Source organism: Rubritalea sp. (assembly GCF_039830215.1).
In the GTDB taxonomy this organism is placed as follows: Bacteria; Verrucomicrobiota; Verrucomicrobiia; order Verrucomicrobiales; family Akkermansiaceae; genus Rubritalea.
The window spans coordinates 1-15,869 of the sequence record NZ_JBDOPO010000238.1 but is presented as its reverse complement, the minus strand read 5'-3'; the positions used below and the strand labels follow the sequence as shown (position 1 = coordinate 15,869).

Here is a 15,869-nt window from a genome sequence, read left to right as displayed (position 1 = left end):
GTTTTCCGAACTGTCTGCAAAATAGAGTGACTGGATATGAGAGAGAGGGACGACCATGGGTTTGCTCGAGTGTTTGACTTCGAAATAGAGAGCCTTTATCCCTTTGTCTGTTTTCTGAATTTGACCAGTGTACTTGAGCCCTTCCGTGTCATATAGAGAGTCGAGGTCTAGATCTACTTCGGCAATCTCATTTACCGAAGAAAGGTTACTTCCTCTCCATTGGCTGATACTTATATTTGAGACTGTTAGTGAATCAGTGTTTTTTTGGAGATTTGATTCGAAATTTATAAATTTCCCGCTTGGAACACGGAAAGATGTGTCATCAAAAAATCCATATTTCTCCCCATTTAAACTGACAGCAATAGTCTGAGTAAGGCGGTCAACATGGAGTTCAATATCGAGTTTGTTTGAGGAAAGTTCTCTTAGTCGCAGTGGGATTTCACCAATTTGGGCTCTCGGCTGAGATTTACTGGAGCGTACGATGTGAATATTGTTTGTCGAAAATTCGAGTGAATAGGCATTCACCATATTTTCTGACTGACTAGAATCAGCACAGAAGTAGATGGTGAAGATAGGGCGTGCACTTTCCCATGTGACTGTCGACTTAAAGATGAAGTTTTGCGGTAGGTCTATGGTGCGTGAAAATTCACCATTACCGATGCACTGCATACCATGCGTATTCTGTGTCCAGTTTGTATCAGAATCCCAGATGTCCTCAGTATTGGGGCCGCTGTAGACTAGTGAGTCGGGCTTAGTATGAAACTGAATGTCAGATACTGTGGAAGTAGGGATTTTAAAGCTCTCGGAATACCATGTCTTTAAAGTGAGAGAGGTTCTATCTATAGATAAAAGTGAGCACGGTAGGGAGTCTCCGTTGTGGAGGTTGACTACTTCACTGGTGTGTTTTGAGGTTGTCGCCTTGTCGGAAAAGGTAATGTCTTGCACTGACGAATGAATAAGCTCCAGCGATACATGTGAAAGGGGCGAATGAATTGTAGTATGCCCGTTGGTATCGATGGAGTATAACACACCAGTAAGCTGGCCACCGTCCTTGAGGCTGATGACAGCATGGCTGCTCAATGCTGCTGGTGAGCAAACGATAGATCCGACACTGAGAATGCTTGTGAGTAAAAGTCGCATATTACTTAGGCTTGGTATTCCATTGGTCGAGTATAGAAATAGACGAGTCGTAGGTTATGGCTGTGAGGTACTCGAAGGCTAGGTGGAGCTCGTTAAGAATGGAGTGTTTGACTAGGACTTCATTGGCTGAGGTGCCGATAGGTGTTGCTGTTAGTGTTCCTCTGGTTCCTACATGGAAAAGAACCTCGTTAAGTGACTTCTTCTGGGCTTCAGCGAGCGGGCTTGTGGCGAATGTGATAGAATGAATTTCTTCACGGGGAATTGTCATGTCAGCATAGTTACCTTTGAGGTGTATTTGCTTGTCGGTAATTGAGGTGATAGTACCAGAAAATCGATCTCGGCCATTTGCTAGTAGCACGATGTCCGAGTTTTCATCCTGTAGTGATAATGCTGAATCCATCACTCCGTTCCAAGGGGCGATAAGGATGTCAGAAATCCTCGAGACGTATCGATCTCCAGTGTTTGTGCTGTTGAAACCTATGCCGCGGCCGCGTGGAACGGGCTCAATATCTCGGAGAGACCATTGGTTAACGAGTTGGTTCTCGCGGTAGACAGCAATGACTAATTTTTTGAAATCAGCACGGAGTTCTAGTTGTGAGATATTCGAAGATTTTAGGTTTCTATAGTTTGACCTGCCGCTGATAGGTTTCAAATAGGTATAGCTGGATTCCCCATCCTCTAAGACGTTGTACATCCCTAAAGATGTTGACCCAGCATTGATTCGGAGAGCAAAACATGAACCAAATTGTGAAGTTATATACGTCGTAGCATTTGACTTAATGTCCTTTGATGCGGGAACAATAACGGGCTTGTTGAAGTCAGCATTAAACACAAATGCCACGTTAGAGTTACGCGTGGATTCTGATTTGAATTGGGCTCGAAATGATTCAGGGTGTTCAACACCAGTAAGAACTAATGCTCCAGGCACGCCGCGATTGTACCAGCTGAAATTTCCAAATTCCCATGGAGCCAATTCAGTGCTGGGGTCATTGGCTGGTTCATTTGAGTCGTTGTTGGCCTCTGTAAGCGTGGTGACTTTCCACGCATCTTTATTGAATGGCCCTTGGTAGGTTAGCTGCTGCCCTAGAGGGTGAAGCTGACAACTCTGAATCCATTTTTTAGCGATCTTTTTCTCACTAGTATAGCTGGTGAGAATAATCATAAACTCGCTATCCATAGAGAGTATTGCGCACGGGACAGAGTCTCCATTAGTGAGTTTTATGAGTGAGCTGTGAGTGAAGGGTTTAGCTGGTAGTCCTTTTCTGAAAATGATTTTACGTATCTCAGAGGTGCGAAATAGTATTTCCTGACTACTTTCACTGCTCATCCAACGTAAGTGATTGGTATCATAAAAACCTTTGAAACTCCCGTGGAGGGTATCGTTGTTCTTGAAGTTGAGTATGTCGTCAGCGGCGAATGATGAAAGGCTGCCGAGGCCAGATAGAAGGATGGCTAGAGCTTTCATTTTTCGTAGATGGGTAGGTAACGGTAGTTGAGAGCTAGTGAGAGTAAGGCACTAGCTGTGCTATAGGCTGGCCCGCGATTACCTAGCCAAGAGCCGTTTTGCTGCTGTGTAGCAGAGAGAAGTCGTATATTCTGGCTGTTCCAGATTTTCCACGTTTCTTCATCAGCCTGAAACAATGCTTGCGACATGTAGTACTCAAAGTAATAAGTGTAGTGCGTGTCGCGGTACTCGATGTTCTTGGTGAGGTAGTTTAGTGACTTTTCATAGCCTTTAGCATCCTTCATTTTTGCGAGTGAGTAGCAAAGTGAACCAATTGCTGTGAGTGTGACTTTTGCTCCGCCTCTAGATGTGTAACCATAGGCCCCAGAGGAATCTCGGCAGGTTGACATATATTTTAAAGCGCGTTCGATAGCTGCGTCTGGAACGGGAATTCCGGCATTCCGCGCGGCTAGCAAGGCGACAATTTGGCAGCCTGATATGGTTGTGTCTGCATCTTTACTATCTGGGCTGTAGCGCCATGCTCCTTTCGGGTTTCTAGCTTGTGCAGATAGAATGAGCTCTACAGCCTTGTTCAGAGATTTTTCGATCCTTGGGTCTTCGACAACTCCGTAGGACTCGGCTAGAGCTAAAGTCGCAAAGCCATGGTTGTACATGCTGGTGCCTATGTAGCCGTTATCCTCACGCTGAGATTCGATGAGATAATCGATAGTGTGTTGAATATTCTTAGAGTATGGGCCGTGATTTGGATCCTCACCGTGGGCGAGAAAGGCAAGCGTGGCCAGGCCCACCACACCAGGGTAGTGACCGGAGGAATCTTCCCACGAGCCATTTGCAGCTTGGCTAGAGGCTAGATGTTTGAGCCCACGCGTGTACATGGTCTCCACTTTTGTGGGGATTGGGTCTTCTTGCCTGCGGTCAATACTTTGAGCCCAAAGCGGAGAAGCTAAAGTTACAGCCAAAAGGAGGCATATGGATTTAACTGACATTATTTAGAGGCGTTGAGACCTTTGTTGAAGGCGTCTAGAGCTTTGTTAAATTCTGGCGGTAGAGCCGTGCCTGCTGAGCCAGATTTTTTAGGAAGCCTGCGGGATTCAGTTTTACCTGTGCTCTTGTCACGCTCTGCTTGGTTTCCTGTGGATGAGTCCGCTTCTTGCCCATCACCGCCAGATTCGCCGCTTGGCCCTTTTCCTGGCTGCTTACCCGGTTTATCACCTTGGGAGCCTTGGCCCATCATTTGCTGCATCATCTCCATTAGAGCACCACTTTTTCCTTCGCCTTCACCCGACTGTTGTTTCTGTTTTGCTGCGGCTGCAATTTTTTCAATAATTTCGGTTTCGATCGCGATGGTTGCACCAGAGGTGTCTAATGCCTCTAGTCGGTCTGTAGCCTGCGCCATTAGCTCCTCCGCTTCGGCAAGGAAGTCGATGACTTTGGCATTTGTTTCACCTTGGATGAGTTCTTGTACATCGGCGGAAAGCTCGTCTTGCTGGCTGGCAACTTGTTTTGCTCCTTCAGTATGGCTCTTGAGTATTTGCTCGGGAGTCTCTTTGTGTTTTTTACCATGCCCCTTATCGTACATTTTCTTGAAATCCGATTCAGCATAGGTGATACCACTCAGGATGGCTGTGATGATGAGTAAGTTTTTCTTCATTGAATTGGTTGAGATTTGAGAGGTTGTTGATTGCTGGAATGGCTTTCTGAAGCGCCTATGGGAGGTGATAGTAGTCGGCGCTTTTGCTCCAGCGAGCGGTTGTTGCCTCGGATGTTTTGCTCTTTCTGGATCAATTCCATAACCTTGAGCATAAACTCGAAATCTTCATCTTCTGAAACGCCACCAGCGCCTCCTCCGCCACCACCACCGGCGTCATCTTTTTTGGCTGTGGCGTCTTGTAGAGAACTAGCCCAGTCCCTAAGAATTTTAGCCTTTTCTTTAGCGTCGGTCCAGGCTTTGCAATTGTGATTTTGCTCGATGTCGCTGAGAATTTTTTCCATCCCAGCATCAATGTTAGAAGTCTGCATTTTATCGAGAAGCTCTTGATGCTCTTCTTGCTGGGTCCGCGAGAAAAAGTGTCCAAGGTCTTCCTGAATCCAGCGGATATCGGAGGCTGTTTGTTGCTGTAGAGCATAGAGATTAAGCATTATGCGCTGGTCTTCTGGGTCAATAGCCTTAAATTCTTGTGAGAGAACAAGTCGCTCAGGATTCGGATTTTTTACTGCTGAAATTATTGTGTTGGCGATCTCTTCTTCGTCACCAGCAGCCTTGCGCAAGCGATTGATGAATGTGCCAGCTTCGAGTTGTTTGTTAGCATCGTTTGTTTTAGCGATGGTTTCTTCCATCTTCTTGACCAAATCGTTTTGTTTCTCCACGGCTTCCCTCACGTATTCTTTGGCTTTTTGGTCAGTGTTTTCGGCGCTCTGAGCATCTGTGAGTTTTTTAGCAACCTCGGGCATCGACTGCTCAGCCATTTCCTTCATGTCCAGGGCAGATTCTGCGAGCTTCTTCATGGTGGCTGGGTCGATTTTCCCATTTTTTGCAGCATCTTTGAAAATATCTTCCATTTCCTTGGATAGCTCTTTCATAGCATCGGCATTCTCCTTTTCTTTATCGCCTTGTTCCGCCAGTTTTTCTTTATTTTCCTGTTGCTGGAGCTCCTCGCCAGATTTCCTTTCGAGACGTGTGTTCTCATCCAGTGCGTCTTGCTCCGCTCGCATGATGTCTTCTAATTTATTGATAGCTGCCTGAGTACGCTGCTCGATGAGCTCTCTATGCTCTTGTTTGGTGAGAACGTAAATGGTGATGGGGGCCGAGTAACTGCGTGCTCTACCTTCTTTGTAATCTTCTGACCATGCTTGCATGGCAAGTTTCTGCGGGCGTATATCATATGCTTGAAAGGAGAATATCATTGGTTCAGCGGCATTTCTGAGTGTTGGATTGCCCTGGATTATGTCGAGGTTTCCTTTTGCTGGAGTGTGTGGAGAGGGCTTGGTGAAAGAGCCCTGCCACTGAATCCCCGCTCGTTGTATTCCGTAGTCGTCTTCCGCCAGTATTTCAAATTCAATGGCTGAATCGGCAAGGACGTATATTTCATCGGCTATATTCTGAATGTAGGCACTAGGGGCTGCATCAGCTTGCGCATCAATGGTGAGATTTGTCGGAGTGTGATTTTTTAGCTTGTAGATGTCGACCCAATTGAGGCTGATTTTGGTTTGATCTAGTCCTACTGCGAGTGGATTTGAGGTGAATGTGTTGTAGGCAATAGTGCCTTCTATCCGCTTATCTGTGGTGGTTTCTTTTACCTGTTCTGGAGATTTCTTGTTGATCATCACCGAGCTGAGTTCTCTGTTGCTACGTACTTTGAGTGTGATGGTGCTGCCTTCCACTAAAGTAGCCTGACCAGAGGTCACATCGATTATTTCATCTTTCCGTTGTAGGTATTTTGGGTATTGCAGTTGTAAGGAAATTTCTTCCAAACTTGGTCGCATGACTGGGCTAACCAGCATCGTGACGAAGGCGTCGCCGACGCGCAGTTCTAGCTCTTGGTCTTTTAGAATTTTCGGGAAATCGAATTTGTAGGAGCGATTCTTCAAAGAGCTAAACATCCATGGTTTGGCGCCTTCTCTGGCTTTAGCTATTTCTGGGGTGTTTGAGTCCGCAGTAAGGTCGAGTTCCACGCTGAATGCTTCACCATGTGCAACATAGTACGGCTGAGGTAGTTTACTGAGGTCAATTTTTGTTTCAGTGTAGCGTTCGATCTCGGCGAGTGGCATGAACCAACGCTGGGCAGCATTCCAAGAGGCTTTAGGCGTGAGAGTCCATGCAGTCGCAGCTATTCCAACTAGAACTAACAGAGCTAGGCTCCAACGAGCCAGCCAAGAAGGAGGCAGGGCATTCTGAAGATCACGGTCTTTCACTTCACCAGCGACTTCTGCCATCGCAGCCTCACGCAAGCGTGGGGAGAGTGAGGTGTCATGTTCATCTTGATTTTGTAACTCCACTACACCTAAAAGGCGGTCGCCAAGTCGTGGGTATTGCTTAGCGATGAGGTGGGCAATCTGGTTTTCCCTACGGTGTTTGAATACCCACCTGTTGATCCAGATAGGAGCGAAAATCGCAAAAAGGGAAACTCCTCCGATGAGGATGATGAGTCGCACAAAACCAGGAGTCGGTAGCATGCGGTCCAATGCGAAGACTAGAACGTAAGAGCAGAGTATGCCGAAAAATCCAGCAAGCAATGCTTCCAGTACTTTAACTCGCCAGACTCTGCCGCGGAAATTTTTGAGCTGTTTACGTAGGGATTCCGGAAGCGGCTTCTGTTGGTGGGTATCTGACATAGTTCTAATGAGGCTCCTTAGCTAAGAGATTCTGAGGAATTCCTCAGATACACTCTGGTAGCACTAAATAGACGATGCCCTATCCTCGTTCCTTATCGGAAAAAACCAAGGGAATAGTTTATGATTAGCGCGGAAGAGGGAGGTGATCAGGTGTGAGCTATTTGACAAGTTCAGCACGTGGAGGCTTTCGAAAAATCGGGTCACCCTTGTCATCGCGTGGTGGCTGAAAAGGAGTAAATTGCCAAATCGGCTTACTGATTTCACCTGTCCCGCGGAACTGTCTGAGACCTTTGACTTCTTGGCCCGTCAGAAGCGTTTTAAGAGCTTGAAAAGGGAGTTCTATGATTCTCATTGGAATTTCGGCAAGTCCCATCATGCCTCGGAAGTTCATACGAATGGTGAGGTCGAGGATTTCTTTATTGAGATCGATCCAGCCTTCGCCAGTGAAGGTGGTGCTGGCTGTCATGGAGGTGAGGTCTTTGGTGTGAAAACTTCCGTTCTTGGTGGAAAAATTACAGGAAAAGTTACGAGCTTGTTCGTGTAGCACCTGTTGGTTTGAGAGAGGATTGACCACACTATCGACGAGCGATGAAAGGGGGCCGAAGATTGGGACAGCAAAGAGATTGCCATTGGAGAGCGCGAGATTTCCGTGGCCATTGAGAGATGAAACCTTAGAGCCCATACCCCGGAAGGTGAAGGAGCCAGTGAGTGAACCTTCATTCATTCCTTTCAATCCATAGGTTTTACTAATGCTACGAAGTTTGAGGGCGTCCCACTGAAAGCGTCCAGAATAGGAGGAGTCCGAAGGTTTCACATGGAGGTAACCAGACATGAAACCTCCACATACTTTACTGGAGAGACTATTGATTTGGACTTTATTGGGGAGAATCGTTACCTGCCCTTTAGTGTTGCTGAGGGTGATGTCCTTTTTAAGGAAGTTGTAGTGGGTGTCGCCAGAGCTTGTAAAACCGACGAGTAATTTCATGTTATTCGCTGCCATTTTTGCCCAGCTGACGACTCCGGAGCATGAGACTGTTGGAGGATAATGGAACTTATAGGTTTCGAGGTGGTCAGCGATGCTTGGGGCAAAAAGTCTTACGACTGGCGCTGGCCATGCGCTACCTCTGAGACCTGCAATTGTAGCGTTCTTGTCTTTCCAGACGAACTTAAGAGACTTGGCTGTCAGTGTGCCAGACTTTGGCCCTTTGTAGGCTAGTCGCATTGGGTAGTTCGTGTAGTCAAACGTGGCGGTGATGTCTTTAAACTCCGCAGTCTCACGGTTGAGAGCATAATTTACTTTTGCATAGCTAGTGGGCACTCCGTTGTAGCTAAAGTTGCGGATCTCGGCATTGCCGTGGGATTGCCAATCGGTGACGTTGTCTTGGTTGATTGTTCCGTTAGCGTGTAGGTCGATATATGAATTTTTGTCGAAAGCTGATTTAGCAAGTTCGGTTTTGAGTCTCTCGCTTTTGAGGAAGGGAAAGTAAACTTGGGCAGGAAGGCTTGAGCGTATTTTATAACGAATCTGTCGGTCTTTGATGATGACTCTGCCTGATAGTTTACCTCGGCGATGAGTGACGGATATTTTGTCTAGGTAGAGGTCTCCGTTGTTCCATGAAAATTCGGAATCTAGTTTGTCAACCGAGGCTCCACTGAAGCTGAAGTCGCTGCTACTCACCTTACCAATAATCTGGAGGTTCAATTTTGGATTGGTGGAGCTAGGGAGTAGGTAGTTACCGCTTGCTACGATATGATTTTTCCCCGCGGCGCTAAAGTTTTGGAGTATTTTCTGGCCAAAGCCCTTCAAGGCAAAATCTTGGAGATGAATGGAGGAATCTAGTTTGAAACGACCACTTTTTTTGAGCAAATCTAAATCGGCAGTGAGCATGCATCGTTCGGCTTGATGGGTGAACTCGAATGTGTCGAGAGTGACGAGGTTTTGATTCCAATCACCCTCGACATGAATGTCTGCCATTGGGTAATTCTTGTAGGTCAGGCTGGAGGATGACAGGAGGTAGTCGAAATCTACTTTGCTAGGATTGGATAGGTTCCCCTCCACGAATATCTTAAGTTCTGGTGGGGAGTCTACCGGCCAATCCCATTGTTTGAGTTGTTCTAAGAATGCTTTATAAGCGGCGACTCGGCTTTTCTTGGACTCTGGATCTGGTTTGAAATCTTCATTGGGGGCATCGCGCCAAATGTTGCAACTGATAGAGACCTTGATGCCTTCGTACATGCCTGTCAGACCAGTGGTGCTGAGGGACTGGTTACCTGGTAGATCAATATTACCATTGACGTTTTTTATATTGAGAATGGGGCTGTCAGCCTCACCTCGTACGAGCGGCATCGCGAGCTGTGCATTGGTTATAGAGATCGTGTTGATCTTCAGATGTCCGCGCATCAGCTTCGTCTTGTCGACGTGGATGACGATCGCCGGTAGTTCGGCGATTTGAACCTCTCGTTTTTCCGTGCGATAAAAACGGACATTATTAGCTGTGAGTCCATTGAGGACATGGAAGCTCAGTTGGTCGAAGCTGACGAATAAGCCATAGCGTTCCATCTCATGTGCAACACGCTCGGCCGATGCATGGGTGAGTCCTTTTTCGTGGAGGTAAACAAGTGCGCCAGCGCCAGAGATGATTCCAACCACCACAATGAGAGTGACGAATACACGTAGGCGGATGATAAGGCGGCGAAGGGACATGAGAAACTCTATCTTTCGTTGAGCCTCTGGGCCGTAGCTAATTTTTTCTCAGCACGTTGGGCTAGCCATTGCTGCGAATACTGGACTGCGAGCTTTTGCAGAATTGGCCGAGCTAGGGCAAAGGTGACTGCTGAGATAGCAGAACGTTTCACCGCTTTTTGTTGAGGCTGCTTGTTTGGTTTCCTTTTGAGAATGAACGAAAGGCCGAGGCCGGATGCTATAGCGACGCCAAAACTCATAGCTGGTTGTTCAGTAAAAGAGCGCTTGACTCGCTTTGGGAAATTAAGGAAATCAGAGATGGCGGACTTTTTCTCAGAGATTTGGTCATCGAGTAAAAGCTTAGCGCCGAGGACTGAGCTGCGTGCCTCCGCGAGTTGCACAATGAGCTCTAGTTTTCTTTGTTCGGTTTGATCTGTTGAAGCCATTGTTTGTCTTTTTCTATTTCAGCCTTGGTGTGTGCAAAGAGAGTCTTCTTGCTCGTGGTTTTGAGTTTATCTAGGAAGATGAAGACAAAAAGGAGGTGCACGAGGAAGAATCCAAATGTCACTACGGGCCAAGTGTCTACGTATTGTTCTAGATTGCTCAACTTGCCTTCGAGTAGCTCTGAGAAAATGCCTACGAGCGTGGTGAGCAATAATATGTAGCTAAAGAGCCCGAAGAATGCGAGCGATGCACCCAGTATGGCGCGTTTGACTGCTTCATTTGCAGCTTCTTTGGCCTCGATACTAGCGAGTTCCGTTTTTGCACGGAGGTAATCACTACCAGACTCTTTCAAGTAGTCGAGGGTGTCCTTGATAGTAAAATCTCTCTCTGGTGGAGACGGTTCTGTTTGTCGCATTGGCGTGGTGACTAAATGTGAAAAAACCGGCTCACACCAGTGGGGAGGAGCCGGTTCGTAAATTAGATGGGGGGTCCTATACGTATAGGTTATCGGCGGCGAGCTAATAATCCAATGAGTAGGCCAACGCCAAACGCGCCGAGTACGCATTTTGTGGGGTGCTGACGAACGTAGTCCTCTGATGTTGCATGCACGTCTTTTGCTTTTGCTTTGCTTTGTTCGTACTTTTCAGTGGCGGCTTGCTTTACGATAGTTGCTCTGTTGCCCGCATCTTCTCTGAGAGCTGATGCTTTTTCTCCAGCGTATGTGCGAAATTGTTGAGCTCTCTCGCCAGCAGCTTGTTTGATCTGTGACGCTCTATTTTGCATGCCTAGAGCTGCTGTGCGTGCTTTTTCTGTGGCAGCCTGGCGAAGGTCTGCAGTCTTACTTGCGATAGTTGATGCAGTAGCAGGTGCTGTAGCATCTTCTTCGTCTTTGAGAGAATTTGTGTTGGGTGTTGCGTAGTCCATATTCTTGTTTGTTGATTTGTATATGTAGTTCTGAAATAGGCAATCTGTTGACACTAATAGGAGGGGTAAGTCCAAGTGCCAAAGAACTACTTAGTGCGAAGGTACACAGATGACCACGAAGTTCAAGACAGCTCTGCTAGAAAATGCAACGGATTTTGTAGCGCCATGATAGAGATTGTTTCTATGTTAGCATCTTGAGGAATGCTAGGGCTTGAGAGTCTGTTCTAAGAATATAGAGTTGATTATGTATTCAATATTACGGTGAAGAACGTTACCTTCCGTGACGTGTTTTTGTTGGGCTATTTACTTAGGTCGAGTTGCCGACGCAGGGGGGAAGCACCAAGTGTATCCGATGAAGAGGGATGGTACTTGAGTTGCAGGGATGGGGTGTTCCGGTAATTGGAAATTTGTCTCTGATAAGTTCCAATGATGGCTATGGCTCGTGGACTAAGAGTCAGTTTTCTCAGTAAAGGGACTCCAGTGGTTTACTGGGCATATGGGAGAAGGTATTGAAGGTGATTATTTTGCTGTTATTGCTACGTATACGGTGATTGCTTCAAAATGTCTAACACTATGCAGTAAAAAGCCCCAGCCTAGAATGGGATGAATTCTATGCCGGGGCTGGGAATGCATTTTTTCTGACGTTTAGTTGAGGGATGCTTCGAGGGTTTCGATTTTCTCACTGAGCTTCGACCAGTGGGTGACTGCTGCGTCGAGCTTGGTTGTTAGTTGCTTATAGGTGTCTGTTGCGTCCTTTGTTTTCTTCGGGTCAGCCATGACCTCTGGGCTAGCCAATTCGGCAGTGAGTTTGGCCTTTTTTGCTTCGAGTTGGCTGATGGTGTGCTCAAGCGCTGAGAATTCGTCTTGCAGTGGTTTGAGGAGCTTGTTGCGTTTTTGGCGTTTTTCAGCTTCTAACTTACGCTGCTCTTTGCGAGAAAGCTTAGGTTCTTTGGCCTGGACTGAGGCAGGGGTGCTGCTGAGGCTGCTCAGTGTGGGTTTAGCTGGAGTGACGCTTCCACCGCCTTTGCTGGCTGCTTTTTCTTCTGCCTTTTTATCGAGGTAGTAGGTGACGTTGCCATGGTAGATCTGTGGAGATTCGCCTGGGCGGAATTCCAAGGTCTTGGTAACGATAGGGTCGAGGAAGGATCGGTTGTGCGATACGATGAGGTAGGCGCCTGGGTATTCTGCCAGAGCGCGCTGAAGGACTTCTTGGGATTGGACGTCGAGGTGGTTAGTTGGCTCGTCAAGAATGAGGAAGTTGGCTGGCTGAATCAGCATGCAAACGAGGGCAACACGTGAGCGCTCACCACCAGAGAGTACTCCGATTTTTTTGAAAACATCATCACCACGGAAGAGGAAACAACCGAGGATGTTTCGCACGAGTGGGGCATTTTTAGTGGATGCCACTGCTTCACATGTCTCGATGACTGTTCTGTCTGGGTCGAGTTCGTCGGCGTGGTTCTGGGAGAAGAAGGAAATTGCTGATTTCTGGCCGAGAATGAAGTTGCCGAAGTCCGGGGCTTCTTGGCCGGTGATGAGTCGACAGAAAGTAGATTTTCCTGCACCGTTGGGTCCAACGATCGCGAGGCGCTCGCCACGTTCGACTTCAAAGTCGAAGCCGGAGAAAATGTTGAGCTTACCGTAGGCCTTTGAAGCTTCTTCGAGCTTAGCAACGGATTGACCAGATGGAGGCGGGGATGGGAAAGTGAAGTTCATCACTGCGTCATCTTGTTCGAGCTCGATGAGTTCGACTTTTTCAAGTTGTTTGATGCGTGATTGAGCCTGAGTCGCTTTGGATGCTTTTGCGCGGAAGCGTTCGATGAACTGCTTGGTTTTGGCGATTTCCTTTTGCTGGGTGTGGTAGGCCTTTACGAGGATCTCTTTGCGCAGCTTGGATTCGGTGAGGTAGTAGGAATAGTTTCCTGCGTATTCTTCCGCTTTGCCATGTGAGAATGCGATGGTGCGCTTAGTTAGGGCGTCGAGCAGTGCCAGATCGTGAGAGATGATGATGATCGCGCCAGAGTAGTTGAAGAGATATTGCTCCATCCACGTTTGGGAATCGATATCGAGGTGGTTAGTGGGCTCGTCAAGAAGGAGGACGGCGGGCTCTTGCAGGAAGAGTTTGGCCATTGCGATACGCATCTGCCAACCACCGGAGAACTCGGCACAATCGCGATCGAAGTCACTGCGCTTGAAGCCGAGACCCATGAGGACTGATTCGACACGCGGTTTGATGGTGTTCGGATCAAATTGTTCGAGCTCGATATCGAGGTCACCAATTTTATAGAGAAGCTCTAGGTATTCATCAGTGGATGAATCCATGGTGCCGAGTTGCTCAGAAAGCTTGTCGATCTTGTCCTGGATTGCTTTGGCTTCACCGAAGGCTGATTCCGTCTCGTCCCAGAGTGAAATCCCATGCACGTGAATACCTTCCTGTGGCAGGTAGCCAATTTTGCAGTCTTTAGGTTTGCTGATTTCACCACCATTAGGCTGGAGGGCACCACCGATGCATTTCATCAAGGTGGACTTACCTGCGCCGTTGTGTCCGGCAAAGGAGATACGCTCCTTCGGCATGACGGTGAAGGAGAGGTCTTTGAAAATGACGCGGGCGCCAAATTCGACGCGTAGTTTTTTGATCGCTAGCACGCCAGAGGCAGTAACTAGAAATTAGCTTTCTGCAAATGCTAAATGCAGTCGGTTTTACTCGAAGTGCGTCTCCAGCAGCCGATAGCCTCCACAATCATCCAGATTTCCAAGAGAATGGTTGAAATGCCGATGACGACAAGCAGCCACCTTCCTTGCTCAATCCAGCTCAGCTCAGAGCCAATTGCGGCAATGAAGACCTGGTAGAGCATCGCCCAGGCTGGGAGAATAAGCATAAATACCGTGGGAATGGTGATAAACCATGTCGGCATTTTCTTACGGCGCATCCAGAAAAAGATGACGAGGAAGGCTAAGCCGCCAAGTAATTGGTTGATTGCGCCAAATAGCGGCCAAAGAATCATGCCGCCAGTGCCAGCGGGTTTCCCAGCGGCAGATGGAAGGGAGGCCATCCACCAAGCAATTAAGCATGCGGCGATGGTGCAGATGTGTTTATTGGTGAGCCATGAGGTCTTGCGAGCGGCTTCGGTATTGATTGATCTTTCAGGTTCACTTTGTTTCCTGAGTTTAAGGTCGATGAGGCAACCACCGAGCTCCTGGACGACATAGCGCTGGAGACGGCAGGCTGAGTCGAGGGTGGTAGCGGCAAAGGAAGCTACAAAAACTCCCATCAGAGCCTTGCCGAAGGTGGCCGAAATCCCGAGGGTTTGGAGGAAATTAGAAGCGCCAGTGACAAAGGCGTTAATTTTGGCTGGTAAGCCTTTTGAGCTAGCCCATGAACTGTACTGGGCATCCCACGCTGCAGTTCCAGTGAGGAATTTATCACCATGTGTCAGTCCTAAACCAAGTCCAGCAACGCAGGCGAGTATAACGAGAACGGCAAGGAATCCTTCGGTGAGCATTGAGCCATAGCCGACGAAGCGTGCATCAGTTTCGCAGCGGAGTTGTTTCGAGGATGTGCCTGAGGAAACCAAGCAATGGAATCCAGATACCGCGCCGCAGGCGATGGTGACGAAAAGAAATGGGAAGATGAGTGGCAGTTGCTTGGCTGTGATATTGGGTTCGATCGCAGGGGCAACAATTTCTAGGGGTTGACGGATGCCGTCTATGGGGGCGCCACCGAATATTCCAGCTGCGAAGAGACCGACGACTAAGAGCGCCAGTGTGGAAATCAGCTGCAGTGAGTTGATGTAGTCGCGTGGTTGAAGTAAAATCCATACTGGCAAGACTGAGGCTATATAGGAATAGACGAGTAAGAAGGTTACCCAGGTCATCAAAGGCAATGCTGCGAGTGTGGAGTTGAAGTCAGCCAGCCAACCAATATTGCCGTATGTTACTGAGAGGTACATCACGCCCAAGGAGATAATCGATGGAATGAGGATGTTGAGTCCCTTGCGGTGGACGAAAAAACCGATGATTACGGCAAGTGGAATTTGGATGAGGCAAGGAGTGATCGATTGTGGGTAGAGTCTGAATACAACCGCTATAACTAAACCAAAGATGGCCAGTACTATCGATAGAGCGATCACAAGGATGAGAAGGAAAAGTAGTCGTACACGGGGTGAGATCACATCGCCAGCGATATCGCCGACAGTTTTTCCCTTGTTGCGCATCGAGACCACAAGAGCGCCGAAATCGTGAACAGCTCCAATGAAAATCGAGCCAAAGAGAACCCAGAGAAGTGCTGGGAGCCACCCCCACATGACGGCTAATGCTGGTCCAACGATTGGTCCAGTTCCGGCTATGGATGTGAAGTGGTGACCAAAAATAATGCCTTTTTTGGTTGGGACGAAGTCATTGCCATCTTCGAGCTCGATCGATGGTGCCACAGAGTCTTTACTGAGTTTAAATACTTTTTGGCCCAACCATTTACCATAGGTATTATAGGCAATAATGTAGAGTATGATGGCTCCAAAGGTGATGGCCAGGGTGGTCATATGTGGTTTGAAATGTGGTGGTTAGGTTGGTTAGGTGAGTGAGGACTATATCGTAGTATTCAAAACAGATAGAAAGCCTGCTGTCATTTAATGAGTGCGGAGTCGTTATAACTAACTGTCATTTATCAATGATTGCTAGACAGCGGCCTGATTCATTATACAGGCGCTCTGAGCCTCTCGTTCAATCATAAGAGAACATCTCTCCAGGGTTTTCATAGCTTGGATTCAACCTGGAAGTGCACCTTGTTAGTTAGGTGTTAAAAACATAAAGTTTGGGGTCTTTCTGTCGAGTACTTTACGAGGTCTGCTGTTTAGCTTTCTCTCAACTTCAGCTATTTGATCG

11 protein-coding genes are annotated in these 15,869 nt (G+C 47.6%); all 11 read right to left on the bottom strand.

Annotated elements, in window-relative coordinates; all coding sequences use genetic code 11:
* Nucleotides 1-1,140 (bottom strand): hypothetical protein (locus tag ABGY95_RS07925; protein ID WP_347441148.1); only part of this gene is annotated, 1,140 nt, incomplete at its 3' end.
* A 1-nt stretch (nt 1,141) separates the two neighbouring features.
* Nucleotides 1,142-2,605 carry a hypothetical protein gene (locus ABGY95_RS07920; RefSeq protein ID WP_347441147.1) on the bottom strand — a complete coding sequence of 488 codons (1,464 nt, stop codon included), beginning with the start codon at nt 2,603-2,605 and terminating at the stop codon, nt 1,142-1,144.
* A complete protein-coding gene (locus ABGY95_RS07915; protein WP_347441146.1) occupies nt 2,602-3,591 on the bottom strand; it encodes a prenyltransferase/squalene oxidase repeat-containing protein in 990 nt (329 codons plus the stop codon). Before ABGY95_RS07915 ends, ABGY95_RS07920 begins: the two co-directional genes overlap by 4 nt.
* On the bottom strand, nt 3,591-4,256 hold the full coding sequence (locus tag ABGY95_RS07910) for a hypothetical protein (protein WP_347441145.1): 666 nt from the start codon (nt 4,254-4,256) through the stop codon (nt 3,591-3,593). The genes ABGY95_RS07915 and ABGY95_RS07910 overlap by 1 nt, the downstream gene beginning before the upstream one ends.
* Nucleotides 4,253-6,937, bottom strand: coding sequence for a hypothetical protein (locus ABGY95_RS07905; RefSeq protein ID WP_347441144.1), 2,685 nt, complete (start codon nt 6,935-6,937; stop codon nt 4,253-4,255). Before ABGY95_RS07905 ends, ABGY95_RS07910 begins: the two co-directional genes overlap by 4 nt.
* Nucleotides 6,938-7,094: 157 nt before the next feature.
* A complete protein-coding gene (locus tag ABGY95_RS07900; protein WP_347441143.1) occupies nt 7,095-9,641 on the bottom strand; it encodes an AsmA-like C-terminal region-containing protein in 2,547 nt (848 codons plus the stop codon).
* An 8-nt stretch (nt 9,642-9,649) separates the two neighbouring features.
* Nucleotides 9,650-10,066: a hypothetical protein gene (locus ABGY95_RS07895; protein WP_347441142.1), complete on the bottom strand. Its 417-nt coding sequence runs from the start codon at nt 10,064-10,066 to the stop codon at nt 9,650-9,652.
* A complete protein-coding gene (locus ABGY95_RS07890) occupies nt 10,030-10,479 on the bottom strand; it encodes a phage holin family protein (RefSeq protein ID WP_347441141.1) in 450 nt (149 codons plus the stop codon). Before ABGY95_RS07890 ends, ABGY95_RS07895 begins: the two co-directional genes overlap by 37 nt.
* An 89-nt stretch (nt 10,480-10,568) precedes the next feature.
* Nucleotides 10,569-10,988, bottom strand: a complete 420-nt coding sequence (locus tag ABGY95_RS07885) for a hypothetical protein (protein WP_347441140.1) — start codon at nt 10,986-10,988, stop codon at nt 10,569-10,571.
* A gap of 645 nt (nt 10,989-11,633) precedes the next feature.
* Entirely contained in the window at nt 11,634-13,634 is a 2,001-nt protein-coding gene (locus tag ABGY95_RS07880) for an ABC-F family ATP-binding cassette domain-containing protein (RefSeq protein ID WP_347441139.1), read from the bottom strand.
* Nucleotides 13,635-13,672: 38 nt separating this feature from the next.
* On the bottom strand, nt 13,673-15,526 hold the full coding sequence (locus tag ABGY95_RS07875; protein WP_347441138.1) for a carbon starvation protein A: 1,854 nt from the start codon (nt 15,524-15,526) through the stop codon (nt 13,673-13,675).
* Nucleotides 15,527-15,869 lie beyond the last annotated feature (343 nt).

Bases quoted from the DNA above. Each gene is read 5' to 3' on its own strand.
- ABGY95_RS07920 (WP_347441147.1), bottom strand. From the start codon at position 2,605: ATGAAAGCTCTAGCCATCCTTCTATCTGGCCTCGGCAGCCTTTCATCA.
- ABGY95_RS07915 (WP_347441146.1), bottom strand. From the start codon at position 3,591: ATGTCAGTTAAATCCATATGCCTCCTTTTGGCTGTAACTTTAGCTTCT.
- ABGY95_RS07910 (WP_347441145.1), bottom strand. From the start codon at position 4,256: ATGAAGAAAAACTTACTCATCATCACAGCCATCCTGAGTGGTATCACC.
- ABGY95_RS07905 (WP_347441144.1), bottom strand. From the start codon at position 6,937: ATGTCAGATACCCACCAACAGAAGCCGCTTCCGGAATCCCTACGTAAA.
- ABGY95_RS07900 (WP_347441143.1), bottom strand. From the start codon at position 9,641: ATGTCCCTTCGCCGCCTTATCATCCGCCTACGTGTATTCGTCACTCTC.
- ABGY95_RS07895 (WP_347441142.1), bottom strand. From the start codon at position 10,066: ATGGCTTCAACAGATCAAACCGAACAAAGAAAACTAGAGCTCATTGTG.
- ABGY95_RS07890 (WP_347441141.1), bottom strand. From the start codon at position 10,479: ATGCGACAAACAGAACCGTCTCCACCAGAGAGAGATTTTACTATCAAG.
- ABGY95_RS07885 (WP_347441140.1), bottom strand. From the start codon at position 10,988: ATGGACTACGCAACACCCAACACAAATTCTCTCAAAGACGAAGAAGAT.
- ABGY95_RS07875 (WP_347441138.1), bottom strand. From the start codon at position 15,526: ATGACCACCCTGGCCATCACCTTTGGAGCCATCATACTCTACATTATT.